The organism is Amphibacillus sp. Q70, from assembly GCF_052055485.1.
Classification (GTDB): Bacteria; Bacillota; Bacilli; order Bacillales; family Amphibacillaceae; genus Amphibacillus.
In genome coordinates, this window is sequence record NZ_CP197171.1 from 1,607,605 (window position 1) to 1,622,814 (window position 15,210).

The 15,210-nt window shown below is 35.5% G+C and carries 9 protein-coding genes; 5 read left to right on the plus strand and 4 right to left on the minus strand.

Annotated elements, in window-relative coordinates; translation table 11 throughout:
• Positions 1–171: 171 nt before the first annotated feature.
• Complete coding sequence (locus ACS127_RS07190; RefSeq protein ID WP_440897742.1) at positions 172–1,935, plus strand: glycoside hydrolase family 13 protein; 1,764 nt, start codon at positions 172–174, stop codon at positions 1,933–1,935.
• A gap of 461 nt (positions 1,936–2,396) precedes the next feature.
• Here the strand turns inward: ACS127_RS07190 and gdhA are convergent, their stop codons facing one another.
• Positions 2,397–3,752: an NADP-specific glutamate dehydrogenase gene (gene gdhA / locus ACS127_RS07195; RefSeq protein WP_440897743.1), complete on the minus strand. Its 1,356-nt coding sequence runs from the start codon at positions 3,750–3,752 to the stop codon at positions 2,397–2,399.
• 231 nt (positions 3,753–3,983) lie between these two features.
• Between gdhA and ACS127_RS07200 the strand changes: the two genes are divergently transcribed.
• Positions 3,984–6,659, plus strand: a complete 2,676-nt coding sequence (locus ACS127_RS07200) for a cation-transporting P-type ATPase (protein ID WP_440897744.1) — start codon at positions 3,984–3,986, stop codon at positions 6,657–6,659.
• Positions 6,660–6,918: 259 nt separating this feature from the next.
• Here the strand turns inward: ACS127_RS07200 and ACS127_RS07205 are convergent, their stop codons facing one another.
• On the minus strand, positions 6,919–8,727 hold the full coding sequence (locus tag ACS127_RS07205) for a BCCT family transporter (protein WP_440897745.1): 1,809 nt from the start codon (positions 8,725–8,727) through the stop codon (positions 6,919–6,921).
• A 782-nt stretch (positions 8,728–9,509) separates the two neighbouring features.
• Here ACS127_RS07205 and ACS127_RS07210 point away from each other — a divergent pair.
• The 3 genes from ACS127_RS07210 to ACS127_RS07220 all read left to right on the plus strand — a co-directional run bounded on the left by ACS127_RS07210 (position 9,510) and on the right by ACS127_RS07220 (position 13,145).
• The gene (locus ACS127_RS07210) at positions 9,510–10,685 is read left to right on the plus strand and encodes a TraB/GumN family protein (protein ID WP_440897746.1); all 1,176 of its coding nucleotides are present in this window, start codon (positions 9,510–9,512) and stop codon (positions 10,683–10,685) included.
• A 442-nt stretch (positions 10,686–11,127) separates the two neighbouring features.
• Positions 11,128–11,838 carry a LytR/AlgR family response regulator transcription factor gene (locus tag ACS127_RS07215; RefSeq protein ID WP_440897747.1) on the plus strand — a complete coding sequence of 237 codons (711 nt, stop codon included), beginning with the start codon at positions 11,128–11,130 and terminating at the stop codon, positions 11,836–11,838.
• Positions 11,835–13,145 (plus strand): GHKL domain-containing protein, encoded by a 1,311-nt coding sequence (locus ACS127_RS07220; protein ID WP_440897748.1) that lies wholly within the window; start codon positions 11,835–11,837, stop codon positions 13,143–13,145. Before ACS127_RS07215 ends, ACS127_RS07220 begins: the two co-directional genes overlap by 4 nt.
• Positions 13,146–13,258: 113 nt before the next feature.
• Here the strand turns inward: ACS127_RS07220 and ACS127_RS07225 are convergent, their stop codons facing one another.
• The gene (locus ACS127_RS07225) at positions 13,259–14,062 is read right to left on the minus strand and encodes an ISL3 family transposase (protein WP_440897749.1); all 804 of its coding nucleotides are present in this window, start codon (positions 14,060–14,062) and stop codon (positions 13,259–13,261) included.
• A gap of 12 nt (positions 14,063–14,074) precedes the next feature.
• A complete protein-coding gene (locus ACS127_RS07230) occupies positions 14,075–14,593 on the minus strand; it encodes a transposase family protein (RefSeq protein ID WP_440897750.1) in 519 nt (172 codons plus the stop codon).
• Positions 14,594–15,210 lie beyond the last annotated feature (617 nt).

The window sequence follows — 15,210 nt, forward strand, 5'->3', positions numbered from 1 at the left end:
ATTTTGAAACATAATAATGAATATTTATTATTTTAAGCGATTCGATTGACCATTTTTAACAAAACGTTTATATTAAATTTAGGTATTTTTTTGCGAAATTAAAATTAACAAAAGGATACATTTTGACTTTATTGCAAACGTTTGCGCTATAAAACAACGGGGGGAATATTTTTGATTAGAGAAGCAATCTATCACAAACCGGTTAATCAATATGCCTATAGTTATGATAGCAGGACACTTCATATTATGTTGCAGTCCAAACATGCAGATTTAAAAAGTGTTCATCTTATTTACGGTGATCCATATGATTTTACCGGAAAACAATGGAATTTTAAACAGGAAGTAATGACAAAGTCTGGGGAAACATCTTCGTTAGATTATTGGAAAATCGATATTGAGCCGCCATATCGACGATTACGCTATGGTTTTCGTTGTGAAGCTGTAGATGGTGAAGTCAGTTATTTTACTGAACACGGACATCATATAGAGCAACCACAGCTTATTGGAAGTTACTTCTGTTTTCCATATCTTCATGAGGCAGATACTTTTACTGCACCTGATTGGGTTAAGGACACGGTTTGGTATCAAATTTTTCCAGAGCGTTTTGCTAATGGAGATCCCACAATAAATCCCGAGCACACATTGCCTTGGGGAGAGTATGAGCCCACACCTAAAAACTACTTCGGCGGGGACTTCCAAGGTGTAATCGATCACTTAGATTATCTAACAAACTTAGGTGTGACAGGGATTTACTTCACTCCTATTTTTAAAGCTGAGACCAACCATAAATATGACACGACTGATTATTTTGAAATTGATCCGCAATTCGGTGATAAGGAAACGTTCAGAAAACTTGTTCAAGCTTGTCATGAAAAAGGAATTAGAGTCATGCTTGATGCTGTGTTCAATCATAGTGGTTATCACTTTGCTCCATTCCAAGATGTTTTAGAAAAAGGTGAGGATTCTGAATATAAGGATTGGTTTCATATTTGGGATTTTCCGGTTAAGACGGATCCATTACCTAACTATGATGCCTTTGCTTTTGGCGCACAAATGCCGAAATTGAATACTGCCAATCCAGAAGTGAAGGAATATTTATTGAAAGTTGCTCGTTACTGGATTGAAGAGTTTGATATCGATGGTTGGCGACTTGATGTTGCTAATGAAGTAGATCATGCATTTTGGCGTGCTTTCCGTGATCAAGTCAAACAAGTGAAACCTGAAGCTTATATTTTAGGTGAGATTTGGCATGATTCAATGAAATGGTTACAGGGTGACCAATTTGATGCTGTGATGAATTACCCATTTACAAACAGTGTAATCGATTTCTTTGGTGCCAAAACCATTCAAGTGAAACAATTTCACGATCAATTGGTTGATTTGCTACACATGTATCCAGCTAATGTTCATGAATCTATGTTTAATTTACTGGATAGCCATGATACTGAACGAATTCTTACTTTAGCTAATGATAATAAAGCAAGTGTCCGATTAATGTATTTGTTTCAGTTATCTTTTATCGGTTCACCATGTTTATATTACGGTGATGAGATTGGAATGGCAGGTGGAGAGGAACCTGAAAGCCGTGCCTGTATGGAATGGGATCCTGACAAACAAGATCTAGAGCTGTTTAATTTTGTTCAACAATTGATTCAGTTACGCAAAGAAGTTCCAGCCTTTGGGGGACGAGGAAGCTTTGATATCTTACAAATTGATGAAGATAAGAACAGTATCGTTTATCAAAAGCAAGTTTCAAATGAGCAGCTAGTTTTTGTGATCAATAATAAAGATAAGCAACAAAAGATTTTCGTGCCAGAGTTAACAGATAAAACATATCAGCCGTTATTTATTGATCAGGCATATGAGCTAGATGGCAATGGACAAGTTGAATTATCTGAATATGGATTCCAGTGTTATCAAATTAAAGCTGATTAATAGATGGAGATGGTATCAACAAATTGATGCCATCTCTTTTATTTTAAGAGGCGGTTCAAGAAGTCCGCTTATTGAAAAAGTAGTATATTTTTGTTATCAGTTCAGTTGCTCAAAGGATTACTTAATCAAGCCATACTATTCTTTTATGTTCTTTTTGAACATGCACTTTATCAAATAGCCGAGAATACTCGCAGCTTCAGTCGTGAGAGGTTCAAATAATAATAAAACCAATAATAATAGCAATAATTAAAAGACAACTTCGAACATCAATAATAGGGATATCTTTCATGATGATCACTCCGTTTATTTAATGATAAATGTATTATAACATATAATTCCGATTAACTTAATATGATTTAATAAAAAATAAAAACGATCAAATTAAAATACAGTAAAATGATTGTATTTTAGTGGTTTGATCGTTTTTAATGTAAACTAATGGATTCATTTCAGACAGAGGATTAAATAACTCCTTGTGTGATCATTCCTTCGGCTACTCTTAAAAGACCAGCTATATTTGCTCCTACAACGAGGTTGCCAGGGCTATTGTATTGTTCAGCAGCCTCGATGCATCTATTATAAATATCCGCCATAATATCTTGTAATTTTTGATCCACTTCTTCAAAACTCCATGATAAACGAGAGCTGTTTTGTGCCATTTCAAGTGCCGATACAGCGACCCCACCAGCATTAGCCGCTTTTGCTGGTCCAAAGAGCACATTGTTATCATGGAAAACTTTAATAGCATCAAGCGTTGATGGCATATTTGCACCTTCAGCTATAGCCACTACACCATTCTTAACTAATTGTTTAGCTGCTGATTCATCTAACTCATTTTGTGTTGCACAAGGAAGGGCAATATCACAAGATAAAGACCAAATTGCTGTTGATTCAGCTTCGAATTTAGCATTAGGGTATTTCTCTAAATATGCATGAATTCGTCCTCGTTTAACTTCTTTTATCTCTTTAATTGTATTTAGATCAAGCCCATTTGGATCATATATATAGCCACTGGAATCACTACAAGCAATGATAATGGCACCATATTCAATGGCTTTCTCCATGGCATAGATCGAAACATTACCAGAACCTGAAACAATCACCTTTTTCCCTGTTAAATCCAGATTACGATCCTTCAACATTTCATTAACAAAGTAGACCGTTCCATACCCGGTTGCTTCTTTGCGAGCTAAGCTTCCACCAAAGTCAGGACTCTTACCCGTTAACACGCCAGCGTGAAAGCTACCACGCATTTTACGGTATTGACCAAAGAGATAACCAATTTCTCTAGCTCCAACGCCAATATCGCCGGCAGGAACATCTATATCCGGTCCAATATATTTGGATAGTTCACTCATAAAGCTCTGGCAGAAACGCATAATTTCAAGGTCAGATTTCCCTTTTGGATCAAAATCAGACCCACCTTTACCCCCGCCAATCGGTTGTCCCGTTAATGCATTTTTAAAAATTTGTTCAAATCCTAAAAACTTAATAATACTGCTATTAACAGATGGATGGAAACGAAGCCCGCCTTTGTAAGGACCAATCGTACTATTAAATTGGACACGGAACCCTCGGTTGACTTGAACCTTCCCATTATCATCAACCCATGGAACACTAAATGTAATAAGTCGATCGGGTTCAACTAATCTTTCAAGAATACCTTGCTCGATATAAGAAGGGTTTTGTTCAAATACGGGTTCAATTGAATTGAAAAATTCTTCTACGGCTTGGTGAAACTCGTCTTCGTTCGGATTTCTTTTTTTAACACTTTGATAAACTTTCTTAATATGGTCGGATGCTAATTCGCTAGACATATAACCTTTCCTCCTTAAAATAGCTAAGTTCAAAGTTGCCAAAATCATTTTGAACTTATGAGCCTAAGACAAGTGTATAGGATAAAACGCTAAAGAACAATATATAAGTATGATTATAACGTTCTCAAATTTAGATTAATGTATGTAAACAAAACAGAACATTATAGGTTTTATGAGCGAATGAAAAAGGTAAAGAAATATAAATAAGGAAGTGAGAGGAGAGTTTGTTATATGTCAGATGAAAAATGGTTTAATCAAGAAGTTGATCAAGTCATTGAAAAACTAAAGACAAACGAAACAGAAGGTTTGTCCCAATCTGATATTAAAACTTTACAAGATAAATGGGGAAAAAATGAGTTACCTGAAGCGGAAAAAACACCTGAATGGAAAAAGTTTATTCGTCATTTTCATGATGTGCTCATTTACATTTTAATGGTTGCCGCTTTAATCACGATTATATTAGGTCATTTTGTTGATACAATTGTTATCATGATCGTTGTTATTATCAATGCCCTAATTGGTTATATTCAAGAGAATAGAGCTGAGAAGGCATTGGAAAGTATTCGAGATATGCTTTCTTTAGAGGCTGTCGTTATTCGGGATAATGAACGAAAAGAAATTGCTTCAGAGGATATTGTCCCAGGAGATTTAATTCTGCTTAAAGCAGGTGACAAAATCCCAGCCGATTTAAGATTGATTAAAACAAATAATTTGAATGTAGAGGAATCACCACTTACAGGAGAGTCTACTTCGGTTGAAAAAAGTACAGACACTTTACCAGAAGACACGGTCTTAGGTGATCAAACAAACATGGCTTTTTCCGGTACATCCATTACCTCTGGTACGGGTCGTGGGATTGTTATTAGAACAGGAGAGCATACAGAAATCGGAAAAATAAACACATCAATGTCAGAAATAGAAACCGTTCAAACGCCACTGCTTAAGCAGACCGCACAATTTGGAAAAATGGTTTCAATAGCTATTGTTGGTCTTGCCATTCTGCTTTTTATTTTTGGCTTTATTTTTCATGATTATGAGTTGGGTGAGTTATTACTTTCAACGATTAGTTTAACTGTAGCAGCCATTCCAGAGGGTTTACCTGCAATTTTATCGATCATTTTAGCCATTGGTGTTCAGGAACTGGCAGGTAGAAATGCCATTATGAGAACATTACCTTCAGTAGAAACTTTGGGTGCGGTTAATGTAATCTGTTCAGATAAAACAGGGACATTAACAAGGAATGAAATGACAGTTCAAGCTATTGTCCTTAGTGACAGAGAATTAAAAGTAACCGGAACAGGTTATCAGCCAGACGGTCAAATCCTTGAACAAGATGAGGAGGTCGATGTCGAAAAAGCCCCAGTATTAAAACAGTTTTTAACAAGTGTTTTATCGATCAATGATACTGAATTAAGAAAAAATGACTCAGGAGAATGGGGAATTAGCGGTGAGCCCACAGAAGGCTGTCTGGTAACGTTAGCCGAAAAATCAAATCACAAAATTGCTCGTTTACCGATTATCTCAAAGATCCCCTTTGATTCCTCATATAAATATATGGCAGGTTTAGTTGAAGAAAACCATAAGAAAATCATTTATGTAAAAGGGGCTCCTGATCGTCTTTTTGAAATGGCGGGTCTCGAAGAAGGTTCTGCTGAACGAGATTATTGGGAGAAAAAAGTGATTGATCGTTCTAAACAAGGAGAGCGGGTGATCGCGTCAGCTTATAAAGAAGTTGATTCATCTGTCGAAGAGATTGATCATGCTGATGTTGAACAAGGCTTAACTATGTTAGGAATGGCTGGTATTATGGATCCGCCAAGGGAAGAGGCAATTGATGCAGTTCGCGAATGTAAACGAGCTGGTATTCGTGTCAAAATGATTACCGGCGACCATAAAGAAACAGCTGTTGCGATAGCTAAGGAAATGAAAATTACTGATCATGATGAGGTGATTGAGGGCAGAGAGTTAGATAAGATGGATCAGCAGGAATTACAAGACGTTGTTAGTGAGGTTGATGTTTTTGCCCGAACCAGCCCAGAGAACAAGCTCAAATTAGTTAAAGCCTTACAAGCAAATGAGCAAGTTATTGCGATGACAGGTGATGGTGTCAATGATGCCCCAGCACTAAAACGTGCTGATATAGGAGTGGCAATGGGAATAAAGGGAACAGAGGTAGCTAAAGAAGCTTCTAAAATGGTGCTAGTCGATGATAATTTTCGAACGATTGTCAATGCTGTTCGTGAAGGTCGACGTGTGTATGATAACTTGAAAAAAACGATCCTTTTTATTTTACCGACAAATGGGGCCGAGGCCTTTCTTGTGATGTCAGCTCTACTTTTAGGACTTCAAATGCCAATGACACCTGTACAAATTTTATACGTAAATATGATAACAGCAATTACGGTTTCTTTCGCATTAGCGTTTGAAAAACTAGAGGTGGGAACAATGGATCGTCCACCTCGAAGGACCAATGCTCGTTTACTAAGTAACTACTATATTTTCCGAATTGTTTTAGTCTCGCTTTTGGTTGGCTTGCCAATCATGCTGATGAATTCATATATGTTGGCAAATCCAGATGTTTACACGATGGCTGAGGTAAATACCGTTACATTACAGGCGATTGTCTTTTCACAGCTTTTCCATATGTTCAATGTGAGGAATGAACGCCGTTTTGCCTTCAATAAAGACTTTTTCACTAATAAAGTGGCTTTTATTGTTTCCGGAATTTTAATCGTTGTTCAGTTAGCCATTACCTATATTCCTTTCTTCCATTCAGTATTAGGTTTATCTCCTATCGGAGCACAGTATTGGTTATTCCCTATTTTACTTGGCATAGCTGTCTTTATTATTGTGGAATGTGAAAAGTACATCACGAATAAAGTACTAAAGGTTAATCAGGTTGACTAAGATGTCCTAATAAAATGGAAAAGTTAGGTTTTCTAGAACGTCTCAAATTGCTTGTTATGATATTGAAGCGAACTCAATTTATTGAAAAGATTTAGACTTTCAAGCTCGTTTTATTTCGTAAAATAGATCTTTACGTTCTCAGTATATAAAAAAGCTTGTAGAGAAAACAAGGTATGTTTTCTCTACAAGCTGATATAAGGATTGTTATGGCTTTATTGACTAATATCTCATTATGAATCGAGTACTTGATTCATAATGATTATTCGTTATTTTGGTTATCTGGATCATCAACGAGTGCGTCATCTTGAACTGTTGATGTGATCACTTCATTGATATTATGTTCAGTTTCTGCCTTTTTAACAACTTTGCCCACCGTTCGTTCTAGATCATATTCGTCTTTTAAACCGATATAAATCGAATAAGTCATTACAATGAGTATAGCTGTAAAAGGTAAGCCAGTGGCGATAGTTGCTGTTTGTGTAGCCGTTAGTCCGCCTCCTATTAAAAGTGCGATGGCGACAAGCCCTTCCATGATTGCCCAGAAAAGGCGTTGAAAAGTAGGTGTTTCTAATTTTCCACCAGATGATAAATGGTCAACAACTAATGATCCTGAGTCTGATGAGGTCACAAAGAAGACAACAACCAAGATAATACCCACGACAGATAGTATGTTTGAAAGAGGGAGATTTTCAACCATAGCAAACATAGCGAGCGCTTCGTCTAGTTTGACAACTTCGCTCAAATTACCGATTCCATTCAGTTGTTGAAAAAGGGCTGTTCCGCCAAGTACACTCATAAATAAGAAGGAAACAAGTGTCGGAATAGCAATGACCCCAACGATAAATTCTCTTACTGTTCGTCCTTTAGAAATTCGTGCGATAAACATGCCGACAAAAGGTGACCACGAAATCCACCATGCCCAATAGAAGATGGTCCACCCACCTTGCCAATTGGAATCTCGAAATGTTTCTGCCCACATGCTCATTTCCATGAAGTTAGCAATATAATTCCCGATACTTTGCGTGAAGCCGCTCATAATATAAACAGTAGGACCAACGATTAAGATAAACAGCATGAAAATGCCAGCTAATATCATATTGATTTCACTTAAACGTTTAACACCACCATCGAGTCCTAATAGCACGGAAATAGTTGCAAAACCGGTAATAATAATAACTAAGATGACCTGTGTTGGCGTACTTATACTAATATCAAAGAGGTGATTTAAACCTGCATTGACTTGGGCAACGCCAAGACCGAGTGAGGTAGCTAATCCCATTAAAGTTGCTAATACAGATAGAATATCTATTAAATTACCCCAAAAACCATAAATTTTGTTTCCTATTAATGGATAAAAAACGGATCGTATGGTTAATGGTAATCCTTTGTTAAAAGCGAAAAAGGACAAGCCTAAGCCGACAATAGCGTAAATGGCCCAAGGATGAATCCCCCAATGGAAAAAGGTTGACGTCATAGCGGATTGAGCAGTTGCAGGAGTATTCCCCGGTGCAATATTAAACATTGGCGATGGATTTCCCAAGTGCGAAATAGGCTCAGCTACACTCCAAAATACAAGTCCAATCCCCATTCCTGCACTTAGTAACATCGCATACCAAGCAAATCTGGAAAATTCCGGTCTAGATCCTTTGCCTCCAATCACGATCTTTCCAAATCGACTAAAGGCAAAATAGAAGGCTGCAATTATAAAGATATTTACAGAAAAAATCATAATCCAGCCCGTATAATTTGTAACAATATCTAATAAATAGCTAAATAAGCTGCTTGCTTGCTGTGGGAAGGACATGATCAAGGTAATGAAAATAATCAAGATAATAGCAGATGGAATCGTTACTTGGGGGTGTAAGTCGAATCCAAATTTAGTCCAATTACGCTCTCCAACTTTTTCTCTTCCTTCTTCGTCAAAAAGTGAAACAGTTGGAATGATTTGTAATCCCTTGAAAGGTTCTCTTTCCTTAATTGCCTTTTTTCTTGCTTCATCTTCGATCTTTTTTAATTTTTTTGCTAAAGCTTTTTGTTCAGCAATAACTTTCTTGTCTTTTTTGTCCATAATACCCTGCCTTTTTTGATAAATTAACGTTTTTAAACTCTTTAATAGTTTGTACAATTGTATAGTAAGTAAACTGAGTGATTATTGAATTTGACTATCTGATTTGCTATTTTTAGTCATATTTCCCCTCCAAATAATTTGCCCGTCTTTTATCATAAAAAACTTTCAGGTAAATTGCAAAGATAAATCATTAATTTCAGTGATTTATCACATATTATAAAAACAAATTTGCAATGGGTGATAAGAAAACGCAGACTAAAGTTGTCACATGACATGATGAATCATAACTTTTCGCTTCAGATCGTAGCTTTTAGTTACCTGTTTTTTTTTCTAATAAAGATGAGTATTGGTGGTTTTTACAGTTATTAAAATACCTCCGATTTGAAATGGACAGATGAATCTCAAGTGAAAATGCCTAAAGAACAAATTAGCACAGTACTAAATCCCTTAGATTGTACGAGGTTATACATTTGTGACATTAGAGTTGGCGAAGATGGGTTTGATCTCAGATCATGGTTGAGAAACCATAAAAGGAATGTAGTTAAAAGTCAACCCCAAAAGAGGCACATTATAAAGTTGTGACATGTTTGAAGTCAATGAGTTGCTATTTTTGTTGAAAATATGTTTTATATTTTCAAAAGAATTCTCTTTCTAATTTAGTTACGTTATACTATTAGTTGGAGAATTTTTTTGCTTAGAAAGTGGAAATTTGAAAGTTCTCAAGTATAGTAAAATAATACGTTTACTTAAGAGATGAGTTTTTTAAGAGGGAAGGTCGTTAGATGTTAGAACAACAAAATAATATTATTAGAATTGAGCAAGATGGTAAGGAATATATTTTAATTGGAACGGCACATGTCTCTAAGTACAGTGCCGAAGAAGTAAAAGAAGTGATTGATCAGGAACAACCAGATTCTGTTTGTATTGAGTTGGATCAGCAACGCTATCAAGCGATGATGGACGGCAATAGATGGAAGGATACTGATATTTTCAAGGTTATTAAAGATAAAAAGGCTACCTTATTGCTAATGAATCTGGCGATTTCATCGTTTCAAAAAAGAATTGCAAAACAATTCAATATCGAAGCGGGTCAAGAAATGCTACAAGGAATTAAATCAGCAGAGGAGAATGGAGCTGAGCTTGTTCTTGCTGATCGCAACATCCAAGTTACCTTTGCGCGTATTTGGGGTGGCGTTGGCTTTAAAGGAAAAATGATGCTGCTAACACAGGTGATGGCAGGTATTTTCTCGAAGGAGTCGATCACTGAGGAAGAATTAGAGAAGATGAAAAATCAAGATTCAATCGACTCCATTTTAAGTGAGTTTACCGAATATTTCCCACGGTTAAAAAAGCCATTAGTCGATGAAAGGGATCAATATTTGGCAGAAAAAATTAAGCGTGCCCCTGGTAAAAAAATTGTCGCTGTACTTGGCGCTGCCCATGTTCCAGGTATTACTAAGGAAATAGGCAAAACCCACAATTTGAAGCAGTTAAACAAGGTCCCGCCAAAATCAAAATGGCCAAAACGGATTGGCTGGATCATTCCAATAGCCATTGTTATCATGATTATTGCGACTTTTATATTAAATCCAGATGCAGGCTGGCGACAAATGCAAAGCTGGTTAATTTGGAATGGGACCCTATCAGCATTAGGAACATTAATTGCTTTTGGTCATCCACTAGCTATTTTAACAGTTTTTATTGCTGCCCCGATCACTTCATTGAATCCGATTATGGCTGCGGGTTTCTTTGCAGGTTTTGTCCAAGCTTACTTTAATAAGCCGCAAGTAGGTGATTTTGAACAATTAAATGAAGATGTCTATTCGGTTAAAGGTTTTTGGCGAAATAAAGTCACTCGTGTTTTGTTGGTTATTTTGTTAGCTAATTTAGGAAGTACATTAGGAACTCTTATTGCTGGAACAGACATTGCTAGATTGTTTATTGATAGTTTGACTTAATTTATAGCGAGGACGATCTTAGGTGTATAGAATTTTATAAGGCACCCTTAGAGTTATAAAGAAGGCTTAACTCTAGGGTGTTTATATGAGTATTAGCAGTGCTTCCATGTAGAGGAAAAGTAATTGTTCATTATAAAAGTAAAATCGATAGAATCTTTTAATAAAGAAATCATCTTAGTAATGATTGATTTGATAACCATAGTTGCTGTCCAATAACTTGGTTGTCAGACGATAATTATGGGAAGGGTCTCCATTTCATGTCTTAAATTGATTAGAGCACAGAGACCAAGAAAGATGAAATTCATTTAACTAAATGATTAAGGTAAACAAAATTTCAATCGTTTGTATTCAAGTCATGCTTTCGCTTGGAGATATAGATTATTTAGGTTAAATCAATCTTTTCCAACCTTTTTTAAATGCTACTCTGAAAGGAGGCAGTTTTATGATACGCGTTGCAATAGTTGAAGACGACGATAAATATAAAGAGCAGTTAATCAAATTTTTGCAAAGATATGAGCAAGAAAAAGATGAACAGATTGAAATAGTAACGTATTCAGATGGTGATGGAATCGTTGAAAACTATAAGGCACAATTTGATATCATATTAATGGATATCCAAATGAGTTTTATGGATGGCATGTCTGCGGCAGAAGAGATAAGGAAAGCGGATGCTGAAGTGGTTATTATTTTTATTACCAATATGCCACAGTATGCGATTAAAGGATATGCTGTTGATGCCTTGGATTATGTTTTAAAACCAATTTCATATTTTCAATTCTCAGAGCGCTTGAATCGTGCGATTGACAGAATGAAAAAAAGAGAAACCCACCATATTACGATAAAAGTAAAAGGCGGGGTTATTCGCTTTGACATTTCTGATATCTATTTTATCGAAAGCCAAGGGCATGATCTTCTTTTTCATACTAAAAAAGGAGATTATATGGGAACAGGAACAATGAAGGAACTAGAAGAGCAATTAGCTAGTGTTCATTTTTATCGGGGCCATCGAGGTTATTTGATAAATTTACAACATGTAGAAGGTATGAACGATAGCAATGCTGTAGTCGGCGGAGAGGAAATTCTGATCAGCCGTTCTAAGAAGAAGGGATTTATGAAAGCTTTGGCCAATTACTGGGGTGAGGTGATTAAATGAATGATGTACTTCCTGATATCCCCCGGATATATACAGCCTTAGCTGAGTGGATTGCTTGTATGATTTACATTTCAATCTTAAGCAAGCGTTTAAAGCGATCGAATCTAATTATTTTTTCTAGTATAGCTCTGGTTGTCCAAATGACCTTTTTAGCCATAACCAAAAATTTACCGATTATTTTTTGGATTCCAAGTATGATTGTGGCAGTTGTATTGATGTTTTTCTTCATTTATAAAAGCACTTATTTAAATTTTTTGGATGCAGGTTATTTTACGGTTAAAGCATTTGTTGTAGCAGAGCTAGTCGCATCATTTCAATGGCAGCTACACTTCTTTTTTTGGAGTAGTGGATATACGGGTTCATTAACAGAAATCCTTCTATTAATTTCTGTTTATGGGGTTGCATTTGCCACCATTTGGTTTTTAGAAAAAAGACATATACCAGGCGATGGTGTGATGAATATCAGACAGCTTGAATTATTGTCCGTTGTTGTTATTGGTATAGCGGTTTTTGGAATTAGTAATTTAAGTTTTGTTACATCTGAGACACCTTTTAGTGGGCAGTATGCTCAAGAGATCCTTAATATTCGAACTTTAGTAGACTTGGGTGGTTTTGCTATCCTACATGCGTATCATCTCCAATTATCTGATTTAAGGATCAAACACGAATTAAAAGCTGTACAATATATTCTTCAAAATCAATACACACAATATCAACAATCCAAGGAAAGCATTGAAATGATCAATTATAAATACCATGATTTAAAGAATCAGATTATTGCTCTTAGAGCAGAAGAAGATCCAGATAAAAGAAATGCGTATTTAACACAGATGGAAGATGACATCAAATCTTATGAAGCACAGAATAAGACAGGAAACCATGTGTTGGATACATTACTTACAAGTAAAAATATGTATTGTATAAAGAATGGTATTACGTTAACATCTGTAGCAAATGGAGAATTGCTTAATGGTATGGATATCATAGATATTACAACAATTTTTGGAAATGCATTAGACAATGCGATAGAATATGAAAAACAAATTGAAGATGAAGAAAAAAGGTTAATTCATGTTTCTGTATTTTCTAAAAAGGGATTTGTAATGATTCGAATAGAAAATTACTTTGAGGGTGATTTAAAGCTTGAAGGCGAATTACCGAAAACAACAAAGCGAGATACAAATTTCCATGGTTATGGATTGAAAAGTATTCAATATGCTGTGCAGAAGTATGATGGTGTGGTCAATGTGAATCAAAAGGATAATTGGTTTGAGTTAGAGATTTTAATGCCGAAGTTGACCAAATGAAAGATTTAAAGATGAAAAACTAATGTTACTTATTTGGGTTCTACGTCAAGTAACGTTGGTGAGGAATTTTAGCCAACATATATTTAGTTGTTTATCACGAATCAAAGTAGACGTTAGGCTGCTTTGATTCGTGATTCTTTTTGTTTATTATTTAATGACTTTGTTTCGATTGCTTTGAATTTGAAATGGATCATAATGCGTTTTTTATAATTATAAAAGTTCCGATAGCCATACGCTACTTTACTTAGTACCTTAATCTTGTTGTTTATTCCTTCCATTCGACCATTATTATATGGATACGTAAAACTATTCTTGATATAAGGGAGATGCTTTCTTAACGTCTTTAAGCTTGTTCTCATGTGACTAGAGATAAGAGAAGAGCTTCGCTCTTTTAATACACTTTCTAATCCTTTAAAAAGGTTCATGTCAATCGCCTTTAATAAACGTTGATAAAGTTCATCATTTGCTTTTAACTCAGGATCATAGTTTAACATTTCTTCAACAATACTTTTCTCTAGCCGTTGCCCAAACAAAGAATAATATTTGTCATTTGTAGAAGATCGTTTCCTTTCACTTTTTAATATGAGCTTCCAGTATCGCTTTAGCCGACGGTATTTTTTCATGTCCTCACGATTTGATGTCTTGAATCGATTCATGATTTTCACACGTGTTTTATTCATTGATCGATTCATCAATTGAACTAAGTGAAAACGGTCAATGATAATCTCAGCCCGAGGGAAAATCTCTTGAATGACATGAACATAGCTAGCGTTCATATCAATGGTGATTGTTTTGACATGTCGACGGTCATTAAGGCTATAGTTGGCGATAAAATGATTTTTTATCACACGGCTTGTACGCGCTTCTAAAATGTCTAAAATATCACCTGTTTCAGTATTAATATATTCAAAGGCCATCAATCCTTTTGCCTATTTAAATTCATCAAATGATAAATTTTCGGGTAATGCCTGGTGATGGTGCTTGATGGATGGTGCTGTTTTATCAATCTCTCGTTGAGCAGTGTGCCAAGATACAGAACAATCTCTAGAAAGTGAGTTTATAGACTGTGCTTCACCGCTTTTCAAAATAATCATCGCCTTTGATTGATTTGAAATATGACAGCTTGTTTCAACAATTGAGGTTTTAGCTGTAAAACTACTCCGACACGCTTTACAGAAAAAACGCTGTTTCTTTAGTTTAAGAAAGGTTAATGAGGTACCCGCCATTGGCAAGGTAATCCTAGATGTTTGTTTCCCATTTCTAATCACGACGTAGTTTTCATTCTTGATCCCACACTTTTCACAATGTGTTGGGTCATAAGTCAATTCACCACTAATAAATTTACACGGCTTCCCGTTGTATTCACCGAGTGTCACACAACCAGGTGAAAAAGTTATATTTTCATCTTGAACATCGATCAGAAAGCTTATATCATTACAAGTAGACAAGTGAGTTCCCTCCCAGGATTATGGTTTTAGTCGACTTCAATTCTAAAGGGAAACTCACTTGTTTTCTATATTTAAATTTAAAAATATGAATCATCCATCACAAATTGATCTGCGACAAATCGGACGATTTGATGATTAGCAGTTAGCCGAACCGTAGACTCCTATGGGAACAGCACGCGTCCGAAGATCCGCTAAGAAAAGCTTTTTAAGCTTTTCTTAGCTAGCTGAGGTCGTGCCCATGGAACGCGAAGGTTCGGCTAACTGCGGGTTTATAACGTGAGTTATAAATGAGACAAATCATAAAATATTTAAATAAAAATATAGCGTCAATGAGTTCTGTTTTTTTACTCACCAACGCTATATATTGTACAACCCTTATTTGGCTTGGTTATATGAAACTCATATAATCAAGTCATTTTTTTACTATAATTTCATAATAAAATTGCAGTTCATGCAGAAAATTATACAGTCCATGAATACAAAGAATATAAAAAAATAAAAGTGTTACCATATTAATTATTAAAGATAAACAAAGCTAAGAAATTGCAAAGAATAGAAACCTAATAATTGTATATTAGGCTATCTTTCAAACATAATGAATGCCTTTACATTTTGTG